Source organism: Arthrobacter sp. TJ-240, from assembly GCF_058269195.1.
Genome location: NZ_JBZCNG010000005.1, coordinates 23,862 through 45,803 on the forward strand (window position 1 = coordinate 23,862; position 21,942 = coordinate 45,803).

The following is a 21,942-nucleotide window of genomic DNA, read 5'->3' on the forward strand; positions in this document are numbered from 1 at the left end:
GACCGGTACAGGACTCCGCAAGCTTCTGATTACTGGTCTCTCGCAGGTGGCCCGGCAGATGGCCTGTCGCATGTCCGGCACGGTCATCTCACGGTCAGGGTTCTCGAAGGCTCTCGGCGTCTTCCTCCTCGTCATCCTCGTCGTAGGGGGCGGCCGGGCGCGGAGTTTCGCTGATCAGTTCGTTCACGGCGTGGGAGACCATGTTCCGGTCCAGGGGTGTCAGGGACATCAGCCCATGAAGGTACGCGTTGAGTTCGAACTCGTCGACGTTGCCGCCGATGGAAAAGTAGTGGAGCCACACCCTTTGGACGTCAAGGCCAACCTGGTGCATGGCGTCCAGAGTGCGGAGCCGCTGTTCCTCAGGGGATCGCTTCAACATCACGCCCCACTGGTGGGGCCGGGGCCGTCCTGACGCTCACTGATGCGGGCGGCGACCAACCCGATGGTCGTCTTCTGCTCTGTGGCGAGGTCGATGAGGTGATCCATCGCTGCCTGCGTGTCCAGGTTAAGCCGCTCCATCAGGATGCCGCGGGCGATACCGACGGCGTCCCGATTGGCGAGGGACGCTTTGACGTCGTTGCTGATCCGCTGAGGGGTATCACTGGCCTGGATATGACCCAGCAAGGCGGCCGCTGACCGGGCGAGATTCGTCAGCAACTCCTCATCGGTCTCGGAGAAGGCATCAGGCTGGTCGGAGTACACCTTCATCGCCCCGAGCCCCGCCTGCCTGTGCACCAGGGGCACGCTCAGGCACGACCGGATCCCCGATGCTGCTGCCGCGCTCGTCCACTGCTGCCACCGCCCATCGGTGTGCGTATCCGCGATCAGCACCGGGGCGCCCGAGGACCAAGCCGCGATACAGGGTCCTTCACCGAACTCGTACTGCAGATCATCGGCTTCGAGAACCTGTTCGTCCGTCGCACCGACGCTCAACCGCTTCCCGTCCCGGCTCATCAGGCTCACGCCGGCGCCCTGCGCGGTGCAGATGATGTCACGGGCGACTGCCGCCAGACCGTCAACGGCGTCGTGCGCGGTTTCCTCGGTCAGGAGGTAGCCGTTCGTCCGCCCGAAAAGAGTGAACAGCTCGGAAGAAGATGGGGGTGTTGTCGTCACGGAGTATGCCTTTGCGTACTAGCACGATCCTGCGCAGGGGTACCACCCCTGTCAGTAAGGAGGCCGGCTGCTCGACCTCATGGACCCTGGTTAGACAAGGTCCCTCCATAAGTTTAGGGCTGCCCCGAACGGCGTTGCGCCCATCCATCCTCAGGCAAGGCAAAGAGGGGACTTTGCTAAGGAGTCTAGAAACCTTATGCTTTCTCTTGGTCCTGCAAGTGGCCACCGGAATTTCTTAGCGCGGAGCTCATGCACCCCCGTCTCCAGGCCCTTGTACGGGTCGACCTGTCCCGCAAATCCGCCGTTATCGACGTCAGAGGCAGCTTCACCACCACCAACTACCGGGGTCTTCTCCCGGTCATCAGGCGTGCCCACGCCCTGCCGGGGCATCCTTCCGTCACCGTGGATCTGACACGGGCGCCCTTCACCGATCCGAAGGCGTCCGAGCTTCTCACCCAAGCGTGCGCCGCACTGCCGTCCAGGACGGACGCGGATGTGATTCCTCTACGCATCGTGGACAACAGTGTGTCCACGATGCGCGAGCGAACCGCACGGCTCCCCCTTCCGGCAGCAGCCTCGTCATATTCCCTTGCTTCCTGACATAGCCCCCCACCCTGTCGTGCGCTGCTGCTTTACCCGTTCATCCCGTTCACCCCGCTACTGAAGGAGACATCATGAACAGCAGGTTTGCCCCGACCGATGCTTTTCCCGACGACCTCGCAGTGCTGAACGACGCCGACATCCAGATCCTGCACAGCCGTCTGCAGCGCCAGCTGGATCACGAATACGTTCACGCTTTCGAAGCCCGCCAGGAGACCGAGTTCCGCCTCGCGGAAGTCCTCGAAGAACTCGACCACCGCGAGAGCTACGCCACCACCACCTACCTTCCGGACAGCCTTCTGGTCTGACTCATCACTGAGTTCTCCCTGTCCCGTTCGTGCCGGACAGCGCAGAGCAATCAGTAGAATGATTGGCCACGACCGCACCTTCTCCGCAGACTGCCACCTGTAGAGAGGTCCTTCCTTTCCAGCGTATGAATTGAGCATTTGATGAGCACCAGGATCACTCCCGACGAGCCCTTCCCCGTGGACCTGGGCGCATTGACCGAACCGGAGGTCGAGGTCCTCAACAGCAAGCTCCACCGGGAACTTGATCACGAGTATGTGCACGAGGACGGTCCGTCCCCCGAGACCGAGGGCCGGCTCGAGGAAGTCAACGAAGAACTCGACTTCCGGGACCTCATCTCCGACGACGCACCGGAGCGAGGAGAGCCAACGGTACTCTCGGCAGTGCAGGGCCCGCGCGGGCAGGGTGGGCAGCACCATGCCTGACGAGCAGCAGCTGACCCGCGAGGTCGAGCAAGACACTGTGACCGCGATGCTGCAGGACATGGTGATGGAAAGCGGCGACGTCCAGGAGTTCCTGACCGGTCTCGTGCAGGTCGCTTCCACAGCGTTCACCGGCGCGTACGGGGAGGTGTTCTGCGGGGTAACCCTCCTGCGGCCGAGGTCCATGGTGACAGTGGCTGCGAGCAGTTCTGAAGCACAGCGGATGGACGAGATTCAGTACGGCTTCGACGACGGGCCCTGCCTGCGCGCCGCGCGTGAAGGCTACACCGTTCACATCCCCGACTTCCTCACGGAGACACGCTTTCCCGAGTACAGGGAAGCGATCGCAGTTCACGGAATCCGCTCCGCCCTGGGTATTCCCATGAGGCTCGAGTCCGGCGCCAGCGCCGGTCTGGATTTCTACTCCACCGAACCGAACACGTTCGACGACAAGGGCATCGCCGTCGCTGAAGGTTTCGCCCGTGACGCCTCACGCTCTCTCCGGCTTGCCGTCCGCATCGCTCAGCTCAGTGACGAAGCACGGAACCGACAGGCAGCCATGGAATCCCGCACAGCCATCGATATGGCCGTCGGGGCGATCATGGCGCAGAACCGGTGCAGCCAGGAAGAAGCGATGGCGATCCTGCTTCGGGCGTCGAGCGGGCGGAACATGAAACTGAGGGACCTCGCCGAAGCGATGCTGTCCTCCCTGGGACACACCGGGCCCGTCCAAACCCACTTCACCTAAGCCGCCCTACTTCCTTTCCGCTCCCCCACTGCCTGAATCAGGCAGAGCGACGAGGACCGGCAAGACAGGGGTAAGGGCATCAGGTGTTGATCTCATCCTCGACGAGTCGTGCCAGTTTCCGAAGGAATCGTTCATCATGACCGGAGAAGTCGCGCGGCTTCTGGTCGATGATGCAGAGCGTACCCACGACCCACCCCCTAGTCCCTTGCAGGGGATAGCCAGCATAGAACCGGATGAAAGGTGCCCCCACGACAAGCGGATTGGTCTTGAAGCGTTCATCCTCGAATGCATCCGTGACGATCAGCGGTCCGGTGCTTCGAATCGTCGCGTGGCAGAACGTGATCTCTCGAGGCAGGTTCTGCGCGATGGGCCCGATGACGGACTTGAGGAACATCCGGTGATCATCGATCAGCGTCACGATCGATGAGCTGACACCGAAGTAGTCCTTGGCTTGGCGGGTATAGCGGTCGAAACGATCCTCCGACGCTGAGTCCAGCAAATTGGTGCAATGGACTGCGTCGAGGCGTTCGTCCTCGGCTTCCTCGGCAGTGAACAGGAACGAGCCGGCAGCACCGAGGGCTTTCCGGGAGTCCCCCGGCGTTTCGGCGGGCTCGTCCTCTTCACTGCGGGGTATCCGGATACCTACCGGGCTGCCTTCAAGAAGTTCATTCATGGCATCGGCAAGGATGTTGCGCTGATTCGCCGGCAGGACCAGTAGCCCACCGAGGTAGGCCCGCACCTCGAACTCGAGCACGTCACCTCCGAGGGCGTAGTACCTCACCCACAAGTCACTGACGGTGAACCCCGCCCTCGACAGGGCGAGCGTGGTGAGACTGACCTGCATCTGGCCGTTCACATGACCTCCGAGCCCTTCACACATACCCCACCTCCATCGCTGAACCAGTGGGACACAACCAAAGCTAACGCCGCCCCGCTTTTCGTCAGCATGCTTACCATCTCAACGCTAACGCAGACTGCCCCGACCAGGCGAGGTCAACCGTCTTCTCACGTGCTTGCATCCCGGAGCTTGCCCCGCCGCCACCCTGACCCCGGGGACGACCAACGGAGTTCTGCAACCAGCACCTCGGGGATGACAGCCGAACCCCTAACGCCAGCACGTCCTGCCACCACGACGCCGCCCCGCTCCGGTGGCGGTGTCCTCGCACAGTCTGTGTCATCAAGGCAAGAAGGAAAGCAAACTTATTATCAGTGTGCTTAGGCATCCAGTTGTGGAAGCATTTTTCATGCGAAAGAAGCACCACGAAGCAAGCTGCAAGGATGCGGCAGCTGCGCAACGGCTACGAAAAGGATCTGACATGGCAGAACACAACACCTCAGGGGCCAGCACCCCCACGAGCCGCAGGAACGACGTCGTCGCGGCAGAGAAGGAACGCTTCGGTGGCATCAAATGGGGTTCTGCGTTCTTCGGTTGGCTGACCGCTATCGGCCTGACCGTCCTGCTGAGCGCCCTCGCCACCGCGATCGGCGTCGGCGTCGGGGCCGCGAACACCTCCGGCGCGCAGGATGCGGCAAACCAGGCGCAGGAGAACGCGCAGACCATCGGGATCGTCAGCGGCATCGTCCTGGCCATCGTGCTGTTCCTGGCCTACTACTGCGGCGGGTACGTTGCCGGCCGGATGGCCCGGTTCGACGGAGTCAAGCAGGGCGTCGCCGTGTGGCTGTGGGGCATCATCATCGCTATCGTCCTGGCCATACTCGCCGCCATCGCCGGTGACCAGTTCAATGTGCTGTCCCGCATCAATGGGGCACCCAGCATCCCCGTCGACGGCAGCCTGTTGACGGCCAGTGGCATCATCGCCCTGATGATCGCCGTCATTGTCCCTCTCCTCGGGGCGATCCTGGGAGGCAAGGCCGGCATGCACTTCCACCGCAAGGTCGACCAGGTCGGGATCGACCACCAGGCCGGCATCACCAACCACTGACCCATGGGGGCCGGCAACGTCCACGCCACCCAGCGCCAGAACAGACAGACCTACCGGGCCCATGCCCGATCACAGCAGAAGGAGCACTTCATGATCACGCAGAACAACATCGACAGCATTCTCTCCGGCCGCGGCAATGTCCTGGATTCGAATGGCTCGAAGGTCGGCTCGGTCGGCCAGATCTATCTCGACGACCAGACAGGTGATCCGAGTTGGGTCACCGTGAAGACGGGCCTGTTCGGCACGCATGAGTCCTTCGCACCCCTGCAGGGCGCCAACGTCAACGGCGATGACGTGACGATCGCTTACTCCAAGGACCAGGTCAAGGACGCACCCCGTATCGAGTCCGACGGCAACCTCAGCCCAGAGGAAGAGGACCGCCTCTACCGCCACTACGGCGTCTCCGGTCACACCGGTGGCACCACCAACACCACCGGCGGTGACTTCCTGGACACCGATACCACCCGCACGACCACGGGTACCACAGCAGGGACGAGTGGGTATGAGGCCGGTTTCCAGTCCGGCGGTGAGCGCATCGACCGTTCCGGTACCGTCGGTCACGACACCTCCGGCCCAACCACCGACGATGCGATGACCCGCTCGGAGGAGCAGCTCCACGTCGGCACCGAGCGCCGCGAGGCAGGCAGGGCCCGCCTGCGTAAATACGTCGTCACAGAGAACGTCACCAAGACCGTCCCCGTGACGCACGAAGAGGTCCGCATTGAACGCGAGCCCATCACCAACGCCAACCGCGGCGACGCCTACGACGGGCCGGCGATCAGCGAAGAGGAACACGAAGTCGTCCTCCACGCCGAGCGCCCCGTGGTTCAGAAGGAAGCCGTTCCCGTCGAACGAGTCCGCCTCGACAAGGAAACGATCACCGAGCAGGAAACCGTCACCAGCGACATCCGCAAGGAAAAGATCGAACTCCTCGACGACACCACCGACGGAATCGATGGGACCGACACCGCGGGCCGCCGCCACTAGGCCGAGCACGCCCAGCTAGGACCGGGCCCTTTGGCGGCCCGAAGTAGTAGAGGGTGGAGCGCCGCGTAGAGCGGCTCTCCACCCTCATGCATTGAAGCGTCAACAACAGTGGGGTCGAGAAAGCTGATAGCAGGAGCTTTCCGCCTCAGGCGACAACCAGTACGAGTAACAAAACAACAAGTAAGGCAACGAGCAATGCAGAGGAAGACATCATGAACGCCCCCTTTGTGGTCCTGGACGCCAACTCGACCGGCGGAACCAGGTTCCTGGATGAACAGGGGAACGTCCTCGCGTCCTTGAAAGCGGACGTCTTCCCGCCGGTCGGTACTGCTGTGCGGTTGCCGGATGGCACGCACGTCTTTGTCGAGCGATTGTGGTTGGATCTGCACAGCGATGATCAGACCGCGCAGGTCTTCGTCACAGTCAGCAACACGCCACCAGCTGATTACCACGGAACCGCCTCATGGGCTGACATACGGCCCTCATGACCGTGAAGGACACGTGCGCACCAACAGGTGCTGACCGGACATGGGAGAACATCACCGGCTTCTCGAGCAGTAGCGGCAGGAGAGCAAAGAACCGACTGCTCACCGCATCACGGTCCTCGCTTCATGGTGTGTCAGGTGCTTGAGTTCGCGGCCGTCGGCTTCTTTGTCGGCGCCATGTCCCGATTACTCAAACCGAGAAAGCAGCACCTGAAACCGCTGGTAGCCCTATCGCTCGGTATAGCAGGCGCCCTCGCAGGCGCCGTCCTGGCTCATCTGCTGGGAACAGGACCACTCTTCGAACTCAACCTCACCGGCTTCCTCATTGCCTCCACCGCATCAGCACTCCTGATTAGCGTGCCGAACACGATCGCAGCTCAACGCACACCCGGCCCTTAGCAACCAGGGCTCCTACCTACTGTGACCGTCTCGAAAATCTGGGGCCCCTCAAGACACCCGCGCAGGTCGACTGCCGAGTGTTCGCTCCCCCGTAATCACGAGCCTCAGCCTGCCCTACAAATTCGTCTCACCGTGTTTCGTCTCAGAACCACTCACGCCGGAGTATCGACCCGGATGCAGGACACGGTCCGGCAGATCAAGGACCTCCTCGCTGCCGGGGTTCGTCGCGATGACCTGTACGTGGATCACGGGGTCAGCGGTGGGCTTGAGCGGCGGCCCGAATTCGATCGGGCTCTTCAAGCTCTCCACGAGGGCGACACCCTGATCGTCACCACTCTCGACCGTTCGGGCAGGTCGACGGCGAACATGCTCTCCCTCGCTGACACTATCCGCACCCAGAACATCAACCTACAAGTACTCGACCTCGGCGGAGGGAACGTCGATACCGGGACTCCGGTGGAGTCCATGGTCTTCACGGTGATGGCGGCCCTGGCCCAGATGGAGCTCGAGATCAAACGCGAACGCGTGAACGACTCCAACACCAAACGCCGCGCCGCCGGCATGGATGTGGGTGGTCGACGCGAAACCTTCTCCGACAGCCAGATCGGCAACGCCCGTCGGCTCATCGCCCAAGGCCAACATGCTTCTCACGTCACCCGGGACCCCGGCGTGTCACGGGCAACCCTCTACCGGCGGGTCAACAACCTCGAAGCCCGCGAGTGGTTGGCCATCCACCCTGCCCCTACACACCTTCCCTCTGAGAACACCATCGCGTTCGGGCCGTCAGAACCAGCCCGCTCCCCCACCCGCCACAACAGCGGCTGGTGACAAATGATGATGCGGTGCAGGTCTGAATCAGGTCTTCCTCATCGGCAGGGCCGTCACGGGCTCCGTTGATTAGGCTGTTGTGTTGGACCAGCAGCTAAGGGCGAGAGGGCACAGATGAATATCGCGCTCTTCCTTGATGGGACATGGCAGGATCGCGACGATCACACCAACATTGCGCAACTCCACGAACGTACCGCTCCCCGAGACACCGCAGGAGCAGTGCAGGAGATCTACTACAACCCGGGTGTGGGAACAGGTGCCAGTGTCTGGAAGCGTCTGACCGGTGGAGCCTTCGGCGGGGGCCTGAATGAGGACATCATCAACGCGTATCGTTTCATTGCCGAGCGTCACCGCTGCGACGATGACCGGATCTACCTTTTCGGTTACAGCCGTGGTGCCTTCACAGCACGTAGCCTGGCCGGTGCCATCGCCAAGTGCGGGGTCATCGCACCCGATGTCCTTTCAGCTGAGGCAGTATTCGCCCGCTACAGGCGAGGAAGTGACACCCCTGGTCTGCGGGAAATGCAGACCGAAGGAGAACCGGCGACAACAGCGGAGGACCACCTCCTCCTTGAACACTCGCGGCTCGTTCGCATTCGGTTCATCGGGGTCCTCGACACAGTCGGTAACCTCGGCATTCCCGGAGGCATCGGGCGCTGGCTCGCCCGCGACCGTTACAAGTTCCACGACACGGCACTGAGCGGGCTGGTGGATCACGCCTATCACGCAGTAGCGATCGATGAGCACCGCGCGCACTTCACGCCCTCGCTATGGACCGACGTACCGATTCCAACCGGTGATCACACCACGCACGTCGAGCAGCGGTGGTTCGTTGGTTCCCACACCAACGTCGGCGGCGGTGGCACATCAAAACCGGGCGTCGCCAATCCCCTCTCGGTGCTCACGCGTGAGTGGATCGCCGGACATGCGCTTGAGGCCGGACTCGCACTAGAACCACCGGCAGTACCTCTCGAGGGAAACGAGTGGCGGGGACCGATCCGCTCCTATGCGAATGCCCTCTGCGGCATAGCCCGCTTCCTACCCTGGAACAAGCGACACCTGCGCCCAGTGCGCACCGGCATAGGTGAAACAGTAGATGACTCAGTACTGCTGCGCTGGGGAAAAGGAGACCCTCCTTATCACCCGAGGAACCCGAACCTTTCGCCGTGGGTCCAGGAACTCAGCAACCAGTGAGTGCAGACTTCCCCTGAGCCTTGAGTGACGAAGCGGGGACGGTCTTTAGACCTGCGCTACGACCTCGTTCGCGAAGTCGACGAATTCCGCATGCCCCAATCGCGCACTACACCGATCTACTACGCGAAGCGGATGGACGAACGGATCGAGGAGTTGGTCATGCGCGAGGAGTTGATCATGCTCACCGCGGCCGAGCTGAACGACGAGAACTGCCGGCTACGTCACTCCCCAGCCGCTACTTGGATGTGAAGCGTCGCTGCAGTTCATCCACCTGTGGGCGGGTGGAGCCCCAAGGGTGGAGCTCAAAGCCGTCCACTCGTGGGTGAACCGGTCCCTTTGGACTTCGCATAACCATTGCCCCTGCCGGACACAGAGAAGCGCCGCACACGGGGGGTGTGCGGCGCTTCCCCGTTCAGCTCGTGATCACGAGGTGGTCAGGACATGCGGCTGATGTTATGCCTTGGCGTTGCTGCGGCGCACTGCGTAGGTGCCGCCGGCTGCTGCTGCAAGGACGAGGCCGCCACCGAGGGCGAGCATGCCGGTCGAGCTGGAGGACTCGGTGGCCACACCGGTGTCCGCTCCGCCGTAGGGCATCTCGCCCATCTGGGTCTTCATGAGCGTGCCGCACAGGGCGGGAGAGGTTGCGCCGAGGGGAAGCTCGGGAGCGATCTCGGAAGGGCTGCCGAAGACCTCGGGTGAGACGCCGGCAGTTGCCGGGTCCAGGCCGTGCACGACGATGACGGCGGTGCCGGCGGCGAGCGACTTCTGGGTGGCCTCATCGATGGTGATGGTGCGGTTGATGGAGTAGGTGCCGCCCTGTCCGCCGAGGGCGAGGTTGAGTCCCTCGGCGGGGGTTGACGCACCGGAGGTGGTCAGGGTCGTGAGGATGTCGCCGTATCCCGGGACGCCTTCGGCGACGTTCACGATGCCGTCACCGTTGGCATCGTCGGCAGGCGTGGGGCAGACGCCCTTGGCTCCACCGTGGATGTGCTGGACGTGGGGGTACGGTGCGTCCATAAGGGTCGTTGTAGTCGGGGTGGCCGACCCAGGGCAGTGCCAGGAGTTCCAGGAGCCGGCGCATGTAGTCCTGATCGCCGGCTGGTTCGTAGTCCCCGTCGATGCGCTGGATGTGGGCGACCATGAGGCGCTTGAAAGGAGTCCCGGGATGCTCGTCGGCTACATGCGCGTGTCGAAGTCCGACGGATCGCAGACCACCGACCCGCAACGGGACGTCCTGCTCGGAACCGGCGTCGACGAGGCCCAGCTGTACGAGGACCTCGCCTCGAGGAAGAAGGACGACCGCCCCGGGCTGACCGCTCGCCTGAAAGCTCTCTGGCAGACGGGAGGGTTAGCAGAACCTTCAGGAGTCGCCTGCGTCGGCCTCAGGGGTTGGGTCTTCGGTAAGCCAGGTGATCGCTTCACGCTCGTTGTGAAAGTGCCGGCTTGGTACCGCGGACCTGTGATTGAACGCGGTGAGCACCCTGCCGACCTCGTCCTCGCTTAGTATGGCAATCCGGGTCGAGGCAATGTCGTCGACGAGTAGCTGCTTGGCCTCGGGTGTGATGCGGTCGACCAACCCAATGTGCACGAGCATGGGCCGTGTCCCGCAAGGAGACATCGCGCTGATCGCCGAGATCCTTGATCGAACATCATCGGCGTCCATAGTCACGCCCTCAGTCCACCGCACCCGCAGAAACCCACCCTCGTCACTGACCGTGTAGCGAGGCGTAACACCGTAATCCGATGGCATTCATTCACTCCGTACTGAGTCTGGTTCGGTTCCCAGCTCTGGCCCAGTCCCTGTCTGTCACATTCTCGGTTCTTCCAGCGTAGCGGGATTGGCGCGTGCGGGGGTTGGGCGGTCCGGGTCGTGCTGATGCCCTCGGTAACGCTGCGGAAGTGCACACCCCGACGATCCAGGTCATCAATGAGGGCCAGCAGGTTGCGGGTATTGCGTCCCAGCCGAGCCGGCTTCCACACCACGACCTCATCACCACTTGGCAAATGATCGAGCAGCTTGTCGAGCTCGGGCCGGCTGGCCGTCGTTCCACTCACCCCCTGATCGGTGAACATCCGATCACAGCCCGCAGCAGTGAGCGCTTTATGCTGCAGATCCGCGTTCTGCTCCAAAGTGCTGACCCTGGCGTATCCGATGCTTCCCATCTCCGCGTTCCCCACACTCATCAAAGGCCTGTTTTTCCTTTGTTGAGAATCGCTGACATGCGACACATTGCTGAGACAGATCCCGGCCGCGAGTTCCCCGCTGATGCTGGAGTTTACTGACCCTCCTCTCGACCACCTCGCGTATCCAGTCAAAGGATCCTTTGACACGACGTACTGCGAGCCCGCAACTTCAGCTCACCTCCGTATTCCTGCAGATTCGTCACGAAACCGGGTACGAGGCCCGGGCGGAGGCTGCGTCCGTAGTTGTGCAGGTCGATCGCGTAGAAGGCGGCACCTTCCTTGTGCCAGAAACGGGCGAGGTCTGTTTGGAAGAAGTAGTCGGACCATCCATGGACGTACAGGACGACGAAGATGCGCCGGCGCTGGAATGGGGGCCACCGGGTGGAGGGTCGGTGGCGCACGAGCGTCGCTGGTCCGCTTGAACGGCGTTCTAGGGTGCACTGCTCAAACCCTTCGCCTAGGACATCAGGGGCCCAGGTCCCTGATGCACGTGATGTACTGGTCGTTGGCTGAGACGCCCGTGGTCGGCGAACTGGCCCTGTGCCATTGGAAAGGCTCCCAAAGAGTTCACGCGGGATTGAACTTCTCGTCGCGAGGCACCGTCGGTGGTCCTCTCTTGGAGGGTGGGTCTCATCCGAGGTCTACCTGATCGGTCTCAGTGATCGGCTACGTCGGACTCGCATCGCATTCCTGTCGGGCTCAGGCTCGGGCGCTGAGCGAGAGCCAAACAAGGAGCATCATGATCCCAGTCGCTAGGCCTGCCAGGCCAAGGAGTAGTCGGTGGCCAGCCATAACCGCTATGAATTCTCGGAGGTACGCGCTGGGCCAGAAGTACAGGGCAGTGGGTGAGCCGATTGCTTGTGCGTCGACACCTACTTTTCGGGCCAGCATCGCCGCGCGTGGGGCATGGTAGTTGTTCGTCACGATCAGGTAGGGCGGATCTATACCTACCTGCTGCAGCAGCCCGGCGCTGTAGCGGAGGTTCTCCTCAGTGGTCCTGGCCTGGTCCTCCACGAGGATGTTGCGGTCGGGTACCCCATGCTCACGCAACCACTCAGCCATGGCTTGGCCTTCCGGACGAGACTCATCGGCGCCCTGTCCTCCGCTGGGGACTATAGGGATCCTGCTGCTTGTTTCCTTCTGTCCCTGTCGTTGTTGTGCTGCGGCGAGGGCTTGTTGAAGGCGCCCCGCCAGCAGCGGGGGTACCTGCCCAGCTAGTAGGCCGGCTCCGAGCACGATGATCGCCTGGGCGGGCGCCCGTCGGGCCACGACTGCGTAGAGCGCTGTATGAGCTACGAAAATCAAAAACAGCAGACCCAGGCATGCCTGCGCAATCAGTAATCCGACCGCAATCGTCCCGGTCACCGTGTTCTCATGTCTGATCAACCACACGACGATCAGGGGAAGAACCAGAAGCGCGATCCCGGCCACCAACGACAGCAAGTTACTTAGGGAACGGTGCTCCCGACGAATCATGAAGATCCCGTTGACGGTCAACATCAAGGGCAACAGCAGCAAACCCACGGCACCTGCTACAAGGACCGCGACTCTGATCAGGTCAGCGGCGAACTCGACGGCGGGTATCTTTGCGACCACGAACGACACCAAGCCCAGAACATAGTAGATAGTCACCACGGCGAGGAAACCGTTGCGCAATGGCCGAGGATCCCGATTCAGGGACCACCACAGCAGACCCCCGCTGATGAGGGCCCCGAGGGAAGCGACAACAATCTGAGTAAGAGCGACCTGCCACAACGCAACTTCCATGAGCAGCCCCCGACCTCACTAAGCGGCGTCAGTCATGCCATCCAGGTGGCGCCGCCGGTCACGCTTACCCTCCCTGACCATATTTCCACGCACACCATGCCCGGCTGAAGGACGAGTCCCTTGCCCCAGTTACCAGTCGCCTTCCTCCCACCGGAAACCTCTCTCTAAAAGCGGCGAAGTTCGAGGGGACGCGGCTGAGTGCCGTTGCTAGGGTCGAGCCATGAGCCAAGCGATGCGGGCGAGCGGCCCCACCCATCCTCAGCTTCGAACCCGGCATTGGCTCCTCACGGCCGGTGGAGCTTCCGTCGTCCTGATCGTGAGTTACCTTCTGGCGGTATGGACTGAGCGTGGTCAAGCACTGGAGAACGCAGCCCTGCGCGGCGCGGATCAGGTAGGCAGTGATGACTTCACTGCTGCATCCGAGGCGCTGGGCCAGATCACCGTGTACTCCCTCGCTCTCGCCGTTATCCTCGTCGGACTGGTGGGGCTGGTACGGAAACGAGTCGATCTGGCGATCGCAGGAGTCTCTGTCATCGTGCTGGGCCAAGTGCTCACTCAAGGGCTCAAGCGCTTCGTTCTTCCACGCCCGGAACTCGTCGATGTCAGTGCAGGCTTCACGCAGAACAGCTTCCCCAGCGGACATACGACGATCGCGATGACCGTGCTTTTCGCCGTCTTCATCGTCGTCCCACTCCGGTGGCGGGGTCTTGCTGTGTTGATCGTCCTGTTCTGGGCTATCGGCATCGGCGCCTACACAACGACCGCGAAATGGCATCGCTTCAGCGACACACTAGGTGCTGACGCTATAGCCCTAATCTGTGCCTGCCTTGCCTCCTGGTGGCTGATGCAACGCGGCAGCGTCCACTTCGCCAGCGGTCCGGTCCGGCGAGGCAGGATCATTCTCGCGGGTCTACTCACACTCTCGACTGCGCTCCTGCTCGCGCTCGGCGCGATCCTGTGGGGAGTGCCGCTCCTGCGTGGTTGGGACGTTGCAGTCCCCGACCCTACGCAGGACTACACGGTCTACCTCGGAGCACACTCACTGGCAGCAGGTTTCTCCGGATTGACCGCGCTCATCTTCTGGCGTCTCTGGCACCGGCTCGACACCACTCGAACGAAAACACCCGGCCGCATGGTGGCAGAGAGCCACTTACGCCCGGACAACGCCTGACACAGCAGACACCGACGCAGCCCAAGCTCAGACACACTCCCTCATGGCGAGTGAAGCAGGGCAGCCCCGTCCAGAGCAGTCAGGCGCTGGTGTAGACCAGAACGGCGTAGACCGTGAATGCAGTCAGCACCCACACAACGACACCAAGAACGATCATCAGCCCGACGGATAACGTGTTTCGTTTCCGGCTCGGCGCTCTGTGCCGAAGCATGAGCAGACCGGGTCGCTTGTTTTGGAGAAGAAGGGTCTTACCAACGCGAAGGGGGCGCGGGTTCCTTACGACCATGACGACATCATTTGTGCCGATGCTCCACTCGCCCGAGAGATTGCCTCGACCTTCGATATTGAGCTCAGGGAGATTGCCTGGCCGAGAAGGAGTGACACTCAGCCTTTCCAGCTGCAGATCCCGGTTGGCGCCACTCCCTGGTTCGAACCCAGCGAGCTCGAGGCAGCAACAACTGCGACTCACGGCCGTGCGGGCAGTACCTGCGAAGAGTGTGGAACCTGGCGTTGGATGGAACTCGGTCCCGACAATCTCCCTCCGCTGATGGACGAAGCGCTCGGCGGTGCAGGGGCCATGATCGCAAGCCCAGAACAGTTTGGGGACGTGCGCCACACATACCGCGAAGTTCGCCTCGTGCGGGAACTCGCTGACCTCCTCGCAGCCAGAAGCCCTCAGGACTTCAAGCTCCCACCACAAGCTGCTGCAGGCAACACACACTATTGATCGGCTCGTCCGCTGAAGGATCCTTTGTGACTCTCGTTCCTGCAGGCAATGACCACAAGCGGGCGGGATCGCTGCCCGCTCGATTCAGTTACTAGCAGGAGGGAATTTACCGGTTGAACTGCAACCCATGCTTGTTTGCCAACGACCTCATGCCCTCAATGAATTCCCTCCTCTCTAGGGCCTTCACGTGGGCATCGAAATGCGCCTGTGCCAGATCCTGCCGCCCCTGAATCAGTCTGATCGACACCGCAAGCAGGCGGTCATCCCTGCCCGAGATGGCTCGAGAGCCGAGCGGTGCGGTCTCGAGTTTTTCGAGGAGACGGCCTATACCTGCAGGTCTGTGCAGAGGAGTCCGAGAGGCCGGATACTCACACTCACCCCGCACGAAGCCCGGAGCGGTGCGGCACGCTGTGCAGACGCCTGCGAGAAACGACAGGTGGCCCGCACATCGGGAGCTGGTCTATCGTCCTCGTTGCTCATGAGTAGGCGCTACGGAACGCTCTATTCGGACTGCGAAGGCGCTTTGGGAGCTCTGCGGTAGGCGGATGGGAGCCAGCCCAGAAGCCCCAGGATCAAAGCGAGGCCTACCCAAAAGAAAACCATATTAGGGGGTTCTCCGTCGAACAGAAGTGAGAGGTGATTCAGCAATAGCAGCACCGCGAGGAAGCCGTAGAACAGGATTTGGCCCCTGGTCTCTCGTCCCAACTTCCAACCGCTCATGCACAGAGCCTAGGCCCTGAGTCAATAGGTGCCCGGAAGCCGATCCGTTACTGAAACCTGTTCAGGGCTAGGTGAACAGGTTTCAGCTCGGCGAGGGATTCGAGTCGCATGTCGACTAATGCGATTCATGGGCCTTGAGCGTGGAGGTATCCCGCTGGCCAGGCCAAAGTTCTGATCCTCCTTGACTCCGTCTTCGCCGCCCTCCTCGCGGCCGTAGCCGTCTTCGCCCGCAACCGCCAGTGCAAGCGCATCGAGAAAGAGGAGAATAAAGACCGCGACGCAGACGGCACTCACTACGTCCACGACATCTACGATCAGCCACACATCAAGAGCACCACCTGAACTCCACGATTGAGGAGCCCCCCATGCAACACACCCGACGGATCACCACCATCCTCAGTGCCGCAGCAGGCCTGGCACTCATCACCGGGTGCAGTGGTGGCACGACCCCGCCACCAGCCAACGCCCCTACCGGCACCGCCAGCGCCGAGGACCCAGCGCCCGTCACACCTGAAGGAACCGGAACCCCCTCAACCGCCAGCACCTCATCGGACAGCAGCCCCACAGCCTCGAGCACGTCCACCGCGTCCAGCGACTCGACCGCAAGCGGATCAGCAACACCGACGAGCTCCGACGCCTCCGCGGCATCGGTCAGTCTCGGACGCGGCGACGAGCACAAAGTCACCACCCCCAATACGACAATCACCATCACCTGCACCGACGGCGGTGACGTCGACGTCGACACCGATGGCACCACCATCGAGATCACCGGCCTCTGCGAGGACATCGACATCGACGGCAACGACAACACCGTGACCGGCGAAGACACCGAGTCGCTGAACGTTGAAGGCACCAACAACACGGCCACCCTCACCACCGCGCCCGAGATCGACGTCGACGGAGCCGGAAACACGGTCACCGTGGAAGACACCCGCGACATCGACGTCGAAGGGGACTCCAACACCGTCACCTACACCACGGGCGATCCCACCATCGAAACCGAAGGCACGAACTCAATCACCTCCCGATAGCAACCCGAGAATTCGACAAGCACCCGGAACCCACTGACCACTGCGAGGCCGACACCGGCGCAGGAGCACGGCCTCAAAGGTGGAGACAGTCGTGACGCTCTCCTTGGGCAGCCGGGTCGACCTGGTCTGTGCGGCGGAGGTCGGTGTCGCCTCCGGCAGGGGCCAAACCCGTTCACCACATTCCCCGGAGGACTGTCCGATAGGGACTGTCCGATAAACGGTGTGTGGAGTCCGGCGTTTTTCATCAGTGAGTGGTCTTCTCGAGTCGTCCGGCGAAGGTAATCGCGAACGCGTTCAGCGCTGGCTTCCACCTGATCACCCAGCGTGCTCTGCCGCCGCCTCGTTCGGGGAGTGTCCCCTCGATGGCCGGGCGTCTTCAGTTGGGTGGTGCCGATGATGAGTGAGCTGGCTAAACGCCATGAGACACACTCTCACCTGGCCGTTGCGCCTGATCGCTTTTGCGTGCTGGTACCTCGCAGAGTGGTTCAGATACAGCCTCCGCGTCAGCCGCGTCATGCTCTCCCGCCGGATAACGACATCACCGGGAATTGTCCGGGTGCCCGTGCAGTCGCGTACGGACGCCGAGATCACACTACTGGCGTCTCTGATCACGATCACTCCGGCAACCCTCTGCCTGTCCATTGACCGGACCGGGAATGCCCTCCACGTCCACGGCATGTTCGTCGAGGACAGGCAGGACTTCATCGACAGCATCAACGACCTCGAACGACGCTTCCTCCACGCACACCGCCGAGTACCCGTACCCCTGACATACGGCAAAAACTCCCGGGGCGGTCACCCTGGCGGGCACCCCGCCACCACGAAAGGGAGCAGCTGATGACCGGGATCCTGATCCTCAATGCCATAACCATCGCCGCCATCGCGGTGTCCCTCGTGATCGCAGGTCTGCAGGTTTATCGCAGCCCCTCGCCGGCTGGGCTCGCCATCGCTGCGGAACTGATCTTCTTCGGTTTCGTGGGCAGCGCGACCTTGGCCTGCCTGCAGATGGGCATCGAGACGATCTTCGACATCATCCTCATCGCCACCGTGCTCGGCTTCCTCGCCGCCGTTTCACTCGCCCGACTCATCCAACGAGGCACCCGATGACCCCCTCCGCCCTCGAAATCGGCCTTACCATTGCCGGGTCCGCTTTCATCTTCGGCGGTATCGTCGTGCTGCTCATCGCCGCGATCGGCCTACTGCGCTTCAGGGACATTTATCTCCAGGCAAGCGCCGTCGGCACAGCAGCAGGGTTGGGAATCGCCGCCATCATCCTCGGCGCCCTCTTCATCGACTTCTCCTGGCTCAACGCACTCAAAGCCCTCATTGCCATCCCCGCCCAGATCCTGACCGCCGCCGTCAGCACCATGGCGCTGGCCCGAGCCGGACACCTCACCGGTTCACGACCCGTCGCCGAAACCCGACCCAATGAGCTCGACGAGGAGCGGCAGGAACAAGACCAGTGACGGTCCGGTTCTGATCTAGGGCTCTCGCCTACGCCTAGCTGTGCACTCTACGAGTGAAACCAGGCGCGGCCGGACCGGAACGCAGGACCAGCTCTGCCTGGCGAGACCGGCACAGCACGCACAGCGTAGCGTGATGGACTCGGTGAGCATGAGCATAAGTACGTCGATGAGACGTTGAGTGAAGCGACATCGGAAGGAGAGGGTGTGCAGCTAGGCTCGGGTCATGGTTGGCATCGGTATGAGTTCCCTTGTCCCTTCCCTCCGGCGCTTGGCATTGAAGGGTGCAGGCGGCGTCGTTGCTGCCCAAGGCGCGGTCATCGTGGGGCTCATCGCCACTGATGCGCTCAAGAAGAGGGGCCGGTCCCAGCGCACCGGTTTTCCCCGTCCCGGCACCTTCCATGCGGAGGTTGGCGAGACGGCGACGACGACCTACACCTACGGCGAGGACCTGTTCCGCGACATGCTCGAGGCCATCAGGACGGCCGAGAACCGGATCTTCCTGGAGACCTACCTTTGGAAGAACGACGACATAGGCCACGCGTTCCGCGACGCCCTCAACGAAGCAGCCGGCCGGGGTGTGGACGTCTACGTCATCTACGACCACTTCGGGAACCTCGTCGTGCCCTCGTCCTTCTACACTTTCCACCCCGACGTCAATGTGTTCCGCTTCCCCGCCCTGGGACCGAAACTGCAATACGGGCCCGTCGCGGCGACGGGCCTGACGCACCGCAAGATCCTCCTGGTCGACAATGACACCGCGTTCATCGGCGGCTACAACATCGGATCCCTGTACGCGACGGAATGGCGGGACACCCATGTTCGGCTCGTCGGACCGGCCGCGTTCGAACTCGGCCACGCCTTCGCTCAGGTATGGAATCATCTAGCGGTAAAACGCCCCGAACTGTCCCCGCAGAACCCGGTGCACTGGAACTCGCGCATCGTGGCGATCAACAACATCCCAGCCGATCTGGTCTACCCGATCCGCAGCGTCTACCTCGATGCGATCAGCCGAGCCCAGCACCACATCTACCTCACGACCGCGTACTTCATCCCCGACCAGAGGATCCTCGCCGGCCTCGTCGAAGCATCCCGTCGCGGGGTCGACGTCCAGATCATCGTCCCGCAGGACTCCAACCACATCCTCGCCGACTGGCTCTCCAGAGGGTTCTACTCCTCGCTCCTGGAAGCCGGGATCACCGTGCTGCAGTACCGCAACGCGATGATCCATGCCAAGACCGCCACGATCGATGGCCAGTGGTCCATCGTCGGGACTGCGAACATCGACCGCCTCAGCCTGCGCTTCAACTACGAGACGAACCTCGAAATCCAGGACGCAGGCTTCGCCGCCGACATGGAGGAAATCTTCGCGATCGACAGGGACAACTCCACGAAAGTCGAACTCGACGAATGGAGCAAACGTCACCCCGCCGCCCGCTTCGCCGAAACCATCCTCATACCCCTGCGCCCCCTCCTCTGATTCCTCCCGTCTCACGAAGATGGAATAGCCCGCCATATCAACACCCATTCGCTATAGGTATGCGGGGGTTAGCAGCGGTTGCGGCGCTGTTCGGCGGTTGAAGGGTTGTTGAAACAGGTTTCCCCGGTGGTGCGGAGGTTCGTCGTGACAATTGGTGCCCCGGGCGCCCTAGTCTCCTCGACCAGCGGCGTGATCATTTGAGGGGTTACAGTGACGTCGGGCTCCGCCGGGACAGTTGCCGTTGCGACCTGCTGCCGTGTCTGTCCCTCAGTGCTCGTTACTACCGGGGCGATAGGTGTGCACAGGACATCCGATTCCTCGGAGCCGGGCCGGGACCCGGTGGTGACGATGGGGGCACCTGGAACTATTGCTGTCGTCACCGCTGTGGTCCCCGGAGTAGTCGTCGTTGTTACCGACGGAACTCCGGGGACAGGGGCATCGGTGCGGGCTGCGAAGGTATATACCGTCGTCGTGGTGGTCGTGGTCCGCGTCGTCGGCTGCGAGGTCGTCGCTGTGCGTTCCGTCTGCTGGGTGGTCATGGTGGCGATGGCTGTCTGGAAGGTCGTGGTGGTGCACGATTCACGCCGCTGGGTGCTGGTGAAGACTTCAGTGAAAGGCGTCGTGGTCGTGATCAGTGTTTCCCGCGGCTGGGTGGTCGTGGTAACCCGTTCCCGAGGTGTGGTGGTGGTGGTGACGATCGTGGTGGGGGTCGTCGTGGTGGTCAGGACAGCCCTGTCGCACCTTTCGACGGACTTCGCTGCCTGTTCGTTGTTCACCCTGCGGCAGTTGGTGGTCGTGGGTGTTTGCGTGCTGCTTGGCGTGCCTTGCTCCGTGCTGGGGGTGGAGGTCGGGGTGCCGAAAACAATGACGTCTTCACTGGTCGCGTCGCCCGCGTTGCGTTCTTCCTCGGTCACCACAGGTGTGCCGGCACGCTCGGTGCGAACGACGATGGCCTCGCCAACGTTGCGCTCCTGGGTGGAGACTTCCGGGTTAGGTTGCCGGACTGGAAGCGATGTGTCCACGGTGACAGGATCGCCCACTGGGCGGTCCGCACTGAAGGTGGTCGTCGGAGTGCCTGAAAGAACATCCGGACCAACGACGACAGTCGTGACGGTGCACGTCTGAGTATTGGTGCTAATGGTCCCGCCCAGCGCCGCACAGTTGGCTCGTCGTTCATCGGGACCGGCGGACACCGGGCCGGCGGGGGCCAACGCGACGACCAATGCCACCGTCGTCGCAGCCACTAAAGAAGAAAAACGCACCATAGCATCCCCTCACGGATTAACCCCGCGCGCGCGGGGTGTACCGACCGTACGGAGGCGGGGATGCCACGGCAACGAAGTTTGGTCGGTTTCAACAGAGTCGAGTAGCACACCAGCCATAAGCAGGTAATTCATTCGGTCGAAAGAGGGGTGCACAACGTTGCGTATGCCGATCCTTAAGCGCTCATCGAGCGGTGGCTGTCTGGAGGGACCGACGAGTTGACCCGTACCCTGTGAGCTCACGATCGAAAGGTGTGGGGGTGTCCTCGAGGCTCCGCGGGCGGGCGATCGGTCCACGGCGAATAAGCTCCGCTACTGGATCACAATCTAGGTGCCGCCCGCGTTATCCTCTGCGTCCCTGAGCACCATCGGCCTCCGGGCTGGTACAGGGAGGTGCATATACTCGCTGAATGTCTGAGACGATCCGGGTTCGCCCTGCACAGTTAGCCGACGTGCCGGCGATGGCCCGGGTTCATATTGATGCTTGGTCGGAGACGTATCGCGGTCTCATTGCTGATCAGATCCTCGATGATCCAGCGTTCTTCTCCGCGCGGGAGCGCCAGTGGACGACGGCACTAACGGATCCGCGGTTCAGCTCCCACCGCGTAGCGGTTGCGGAGCAGGGCGGCGTTATCACCGGCATAGCGATGTCAGGACCGACCGCTGAAGAGTCTGAAGCGCTTCATCTGTACGTCTTGTACGTACTACGGCAGTGGCATGGTTCGGGGGCCAGCACCGATCTGCTGGAAGCGGTACTCGCACCAGGTGAGCCGGCGACACTCTGGGTGGCTGATCCCAACCCCCGGGCGCAAGCGTTTTATCGCAAGCACCGGTTCGAACCGGACGGGATCGAGAAGGTCGAGGACGACCTCAAGGAAATCCACATGGTCCGGCCCCGCAGCCCCACTGCGGCTTGAGAGTCATGGTCGGATAGGCATCCTTAGCTGGCACCTCCAGGGGGCGGCTACGGGATGGTGAACTGATCCAGCCTCGAGGCGTCGCGTGAAGTTCAGTAGCGCATGCCTTTGTAGCTTGCGGTCCCCTTTGAGCGCGGCGGCCGCTGCTACTTGAAGGGGTAGGGAGGCTCGATGAATTCCTGCTCGTGTCAGCAT

Annotated in this window: 27 protein-coding genes and 1 pseudogene; 19 read left to right on the forward strand and 9 right to left on the reverse strand. The window is 62.4% G+C overall.

Annotated features, from left to right (window positions below; translation table 11 throughout):
• Positions 1–94: 94 nt before the first annotated feature.
• Both AC4D2C_RS12965 and AC4D2C_RS12970 read right to left on the reverse strand, forming a co-directional pair.
• Positions 95–331: a hypothetical protein gene (locus AC4D2C_RS12965; RefSeq protein ID WP_490915304.1), complete on the reverse strand. Its 237-nt coding sequence runs from the start codon at positions 329–331 to the stop codon at positions 95–97.
• Positions 332–378: 47 nt separating this feature from the next.
• Positions 379–1,113 carry a GAF and ANTAR domain-containing protein gene (locus AC4D2C_RS12970; protein WP_490915305.1) on the reverse strand — a complete coding sequence of 245 codons (735 nt, stop codon included), beginning with the start codon at positions 1,111–1,113 and terminating at the stop codon, positions 379–381.
• A 674-nt stretch (positions 1,114–1,787) separates the two neighbouring features.
• Between AC4D2C_RS12970 and AC4D2C_RS12975 the strand changes: the two genes are divergently transcribed.
• From AC4D2C_RS12975 to AC4D2C_RS12985, 3 genes are all read left to right on the forward strand, one after another.
• A complete protein-coding gene (locus tag AC4D2C_RS12975; RefSeq protein ID WP_490915306.1) occupies positions 1,788–2,021 on the forward strand; it encodes a hypothetical protein in 234 nt (77 codons plus the stop codon).
• A gap of 141 nt (positions 2,022–2,162) precedes the next feature.
• Complete coding sequence (locus AC4D2C_RS12980; protein ID WP_490915307.1) at positions 2,163–2,444, forward strand: hypothetical protein; 282 nt, start codon at positions 2,163–2,165, stop codon at positions 2,442–2,444.
• Positions 2,425–3,189 (forward strand): GAF and ANTAR domain-containing protein, encoded by a 765-nt coding sequence (locus AC4D2C_RS12985; RefSeq protein WP_490915308.1) that lies wholly within the window; start codon positions 2,425–2,427, stop codon positions 3,187–3,189. Before AC4D2C_RS12980 ends, AC4D2C_RS12985 begins: the two co-directional genes overlap by 20 nt.
• Before the next feature lie 79 nt (positions 3,190–3,268).
• Here the strand turns inward: AC4D2C_RS12985 and AC4D2C_RS12990 are convergent, their stop codons facing one another.
• The gene (locus AC4D2C_RS12990) at positions 3,269–4,045 is read right to left on the reverse strand and encodes a GAF domain-containing protein (RefSeq protein ID WP_490915309.1); all 777 of its coding nucleotides are present in this window, start codon (positions 4,043–4,045) and stop codon (positions 3,269–3,271) included.
• Positions 4,046–4,505: 460 nt separating this feature from the next.
• Here AC4D2C_RS12990 and AC4D2C_RS12995 point away from each other — a divergent pair, with 460 nt between their 5' ends.
• Both AC4D2C_RS12995 and AC4D2C_RS13000 read left to right on the forward strand, forming a co-directional pair.
• Positions 4,506–5,132: a hypothetical protein gene (locus tag AC4D2C_RS12995; RefSeq protein WP_490915310.1), complete on the forward strand. Its 627-nt coding sequence runs from the start codon at positions 4,506–4,508 to the stop codon at positions 5,130–5,132.
• Positions 5,133–5,222: 90 nt separating this feature from the next.
• Positions 5,223–6,119: a DUF2382 domain-containing protein gene (locus AC4D2C_RS13000; protein WP_490915311.1), complete on the forward strand. Its 897-nt coding sequence runs from the start codon at positions 5,223–5,225 to the stop codon at positions 6,117–6,119.
• A 210-nt stretch (positions 6,120–6,329) separates the two neighbouring features.
• On the opposite strand, the gene AC4D2C_RS13005 is transcribed toward AC4D2C_RS13000, so the two are convergent.
• The gene (locus AC4D2C_RS13005) at positions 6,330–6,491 is read right to left on the reverse strand and encodes a hypothetical protein (protein WP_490915542.1); all 162 of its coding nucleotides are present in this window, start codon (positions 6,489–6,491) and stop codon (positions 6,330–6,332) included.
• 251 nt (positions 6,492–6,742) lie between these two features.
• Between AC4D2C_RS13005 and AC4D2C_RS13010 the strand changes: the two genes are divergently transcribed.
• From AC4D2C_RS13010 to AC4D2C_RS13025, 4 genes are all read left to right on the forward strand, one after another.
• The gene (locus AC4D2C_RS13010; protein WP_490915312.1) at positions 6,743–7,003 is read left to right on the forward strand and encodes a GlsB/YeaQ/YmgE family stress response membrane protein; all 261 of its coding nucleotides are present in this window, start codon (positions 6,743–6,745) and stop codon (positions 7,001–7,003) included.
• Between the two features lie 174 nt (positions 7,004–7,177).
• Entirely contained in the window at positions 7,178–7,831 is a 654-nt protein-coding gene (locus AC4D2C_RS13015; RefSeq protein WP_490915313.1) for a recombinase family protein, read from the forward strand.
• Positions 7,832–7,945: 114 nt separating this feature from the next.
• The gene (locus AC4D2C_RS13020) at positions 7,946–9,025 is read left to right on the forward strand and encodes a T6SS phospholipase effector Tle1-like catalytic domain-containing protein (protein WP_490915314.1); all 1,080 of its coding nucleotides are present in this window, start codon (positions 7,946–7,948) and stop codon (positions 9,023–9,025) included.
• A gap of 24 nt (positions 9,026–9,049) precedes the next feature.
• Positions 9,050–9,274 carry a hypothetical protein gene (locus tag AC4D2C_RS13025; protein WP_490915315.1) on the forward strand — a complete coding sequence of 75 codons (225 nt, stop codon included), beginning with the start codon at positions 9,050–9,052 and terminating at the stop codon, positions 9,272–9,274.
• Between the two features lie 204 nt (positions 9,275–9,478).
• On the opposite strand, the gene AC4D2C_RS13030 is transcribed toward AC4D2C_RS13025, so the two are convergent.
• Positions 9,479–10,042, reverse strand: a complete 564-nt coding sequence (locus AC4D2C_RS13030; protein ID WP_490915316.1) for a GVDTG sorting domain-containing protein — start codon at positions 10,040–10,042, stop codon at positions 9,479–9,481.
• Between the two features lie 163 nt (positions 10,043–10,205).
• On the opposite strand from AC4D2C_RS13030, the gene AC4D2C_RS13035 reads away from it, so the two are divergent.
• The gene (locus AC4D2C_RS13035; protein WP_490915543.1) at positions 10,206–10,529 is read left to right on the forward strand and encodes a recombinase family protein; all 324 of its coding nucleotides are present in this window, start codon (positions 10,206–10,208) and stop codon (positions 10,527–10,529) included.
• Here AC4D2C_RS13035 and AC4D2C_RS13040 read toward each other — a convergent pair.
• The 4 genes and pseudogenes from AC4D2C_RS13040 to AC4D2C_RS13055 all read right to left on the reverse strand — a co-directional run.
• Positions 10,485–10,775 (reverse strand): annotated as a pseudogene (locus AC4D2C_RS13040) (hypothetical protein); the annotation flags it as partial. The gene AC4D2C_RS13035 and the pseudogene AC4D2C_RS13040 overlap by 45 nt on opposite strands.
• The gene (locus tag AC4D2C_RS13045; RefSeq protein WP_490915317.1) at positions 10,691–11,209 is read right to left on the reverse strand and encodes a recombinase family protein; all 519 of its coding nucleotides are present in this window, start codon (positions 11,207–11,209) and stop codon (positions 10,691–10,693) included. The pseudogene AC4D2C_RS13040 and the gene AC4D2C_RS13045, both read right to left, overlap by 85 nt.
• A 128-nt stretch (positions 11,210–11,337) precedes the next feature.
• On the reverse strand, positions 11,338–11,610 hold the full coding sequence (locus AC4D2C_RS13050) for a hypothetical protein (RefSeq protein WP_490915318.1): 273 nt from the start codon (positions 11,608–11,610) through the stop codon (positions 11,338–11,340).
• A 298-nt stretch (positions 11,611–11,908) separates the two neighbouring features.
• Entirely contained in the window at positions 11,909–12,841 is a 933-nt protein-coding gene (locus AC4D2C_RS13055) for a YdcF family protein (protein WP_490915319.1), read from the reverse strand.
• A gap of 355 nt (positions 12,842–13,196) precedes the next feature.
• Here AC4D2C_RS13055 and AC4D2C_RS13060 point away from each other — a divergent pair, with 355 nt between their 5' ends.
• From AC4D2C_RS13060 to AC4D2C_RS13100, 9 genes are all read left to right on the forward strand, one after another.
• Positions 13,197–14,147, forward strand: a complete 951-nt coding sequence (locus AC4D2C_RS13060; protein WP_490915320.1) for a phosphatase PAP2 family protein — start codon at positions 13,197–13,199, stop codon at positions 14,145–14,147.
• A gap of 199 nt (positions 14,148–14,346) precedes the next feature.
• A complete protein-coding gene (locus AC4D2C_RS13065) occupies positions 14,347–14,874 on the forward strand; it encodes a hypothetical protein (protein WP_490915321.1) in 528 nt (175 codons plus the stop codon).
• A gap of 1,085 nt (positions 14,875–15,959) precedes the next feature.
• The gene (locus AC4D2C_RS13070; protein ID WP_490915322.1) at positions 15,960–16,625 is read left to right on the forward strand and encodes a DUF3060 domain-containing protein; all 666 of its coding nucleotides are present in this window, start codon (positions 15,960–15,962) and stop codon (positions 16,623–16,625) included.
• Positions 16,626–17,043: 418 nt separating this feature from the next.
• Complete coding sequence (locus tag AC4D2C_RS13075; RefSeq protein ID WP_490915544.1) at positions 17,044–17,463, forward strand: Na+/H+ antiporter subunit E; 420 nt, start codon at positions 17,044–17,046, stop codon at positions 17,461–17,463.
• Entirely contained in the window at positions 17,463–17,732 is a 270-nt protein-coding gene (locus AC4D2C_RS13080; RefSeq protein ID WP_490915323.1) for a monovalent cation/H+ antiporter complex subunit F, read from the forward strand. The genes AC4D2C_RS13075 and AC4D2C_RS13080 overlap by 1 nt, the downstream gene beginning before the upstream one ends.
• Positions 17,729–18,091 (forward strand): cation:proton antiporter, encoded by a 363-nt coding sequence (locus AC4D2C_RS13085; RefSeq protein ID WP_490915324.1) that lies wholly within the window; start codon positions 17,729–17,731, stop codon positions 18,089–18,091. Before AC4D2C_RS13080 ends, AC4D2C_RS13085 begins: the two co-directional genes overlap by 4 nt.
• Positions 18,092–18,359: 268 nt before the next feature.
• On the forward strand, positions 18,360–19,568 hold the full coding sequence (locus AC4D2C_RS13090; protein ID WP_490915325.1) for a phospholipase D-like domain-containing protein: 1,209 nt from the start codon (positions 18,360–18,362) through the stop codon (positions 19,566–19,568).
• A 441-nt stretch (positions 19,569–20,009) separates the two neighbouring features.
• Complete coding sequence (locus AC4D2C_RS13095; RefSeq protein ID WP_490915326.1) at positions 20,010–20,693, forward strand: hypothetical protein; 684 nt, start codon at positions 20,010–20,012, stop codon at positions 20,691–20,693.
• Positions 20,694–21,240: 547 nt separating this feature from the next.
• The gene (locus tag AC4D2C_RS13100) at positions 21,241–21,747 is read left to right on the forward strand and encodes a GNAT family N-acetyltransferase (protein WP_490915327.1); all 507 of its coding nucleotides are present in this window, start codon (positions 21,241–21,243) and stop codon (positions 21,745–21,747) included.
• The last annotated feature ends 195 nt before the right edge of the window (positions 21,748–21,942 follow it).

Bases quoted from the DNA above. Each gene is read 5' to 3' on its own strand.
- AC4D2C_RS12965 (WP_490915304.1), bottom strand. From the start codon at position 331: ATGCACCAGGTTGGCCTTGACGTCCAAAGGGTGTGGCTCCACTACTTT.
- AC4D2C_RS12975 (WP_490915306.1), top strand. From the start codon at position 1,788: ATGAACAGCAGGTTTGCCCCGACCGATGCTTTTCCCGACGACCTCGCA.
- AC4D2C_RS12980 (WP_490915307.1), top strand. From the start codon at position 2,163: ATGAGCACCAGGATCACTCCCGACGAGCCCTTCCCCGTGGACCTGGGC.
- AC4D2C_RS12995 (WP_490915310.1), top strand. From the start codon at position 4,506: ATGGCAGAACACAACACCTCAGGGGCCAGCACCCCCACGAGCCGCAGG.
- AC4D2C_RS13000 (WP_490915311.1), top strand. From the start codon at position 5,223: ATGATCACGCAGAACAACATCGACAGCATTCTCTCCGGCCGCGGCAAT.
- AC4D2C_RS13015 (WP_490915313.1), top strand. From the start codon at position 7,178: ATGCAGGACACGGTCCGGCAGATCAAGGACCTCCTCGCTGCCGGGGTT.
- AC4D2C_RS13020 (WP_490915314.1), top strand. From the start codon at position 7,946: ATGAATATCGCGCTCTTCCTTGATGGGACATGGCAGGATCGCGACGAT.
- AC4D2C_RS13030 (WP_490915316.1), bottom strand. From the start codon at position 10,042: ATGGACGCACCGTACCCCCACGTCCAGCACATCCACGGTGGAGCCAAG.
- AC4D2C_RS13035 (WP_490915543.1), top strand. From the start codon at position 10,206: ATGCGCGTGTCGAAGTCCGACGGATCGCAGACCACCGACCCGCAACGG.
- AC4D2C_RS13045 (WP_490915317.1), bottom strand. From the start codon at position 11,209: ATGAGTGTGGGGAACGCGGAGATGGGAAGCATCGGATACGCCAGGGTC.
- AC4D2C_RS13060 (WP_490915320.1), top strand. From the start codon at position 13,197: ATGAGCCAAGCGATGCGGGCGAGCGGCCCCACCCATCCTCAGCTTCGA.
- AC4D2C_RS13070 (WP_490915322.1), top strand. From the start codon at position 15,960: ATGCAACACACCCGACGGATCACCACCATCCTCAGTGCCGCAGCAGGC.
- AC4D2C_RS13075 (WP_490915544.1), top strand. From the start codon at position 17,044: ATGAGACACACTCTCACCTGGCCGTTGCGCCTGATCGCTTTTGCGTGC.
- AC4D2C_RS13080 (WP_490915323.1), top strand. From the start codon at position 17,463: ATGACCGGGATCCTGATCCTCAATGCCATAACCATCGCCGCCATCGCG.
- AC4D2C_RS13085 (WP_490915324.1), top strand. From the start codon at position 17,729: ATGACCCCCTCCGCCCTCGAAATCGGCCTTACCATTGCCGGGTCCGCT.
- AC4D2C_RS13100 (WP_490915327.1), top strand. From the start codon at position 21,241: ATGTCTGAGACGATCCGGGTTCGCCCTGCACAGTTAGCCGACGTGCCG.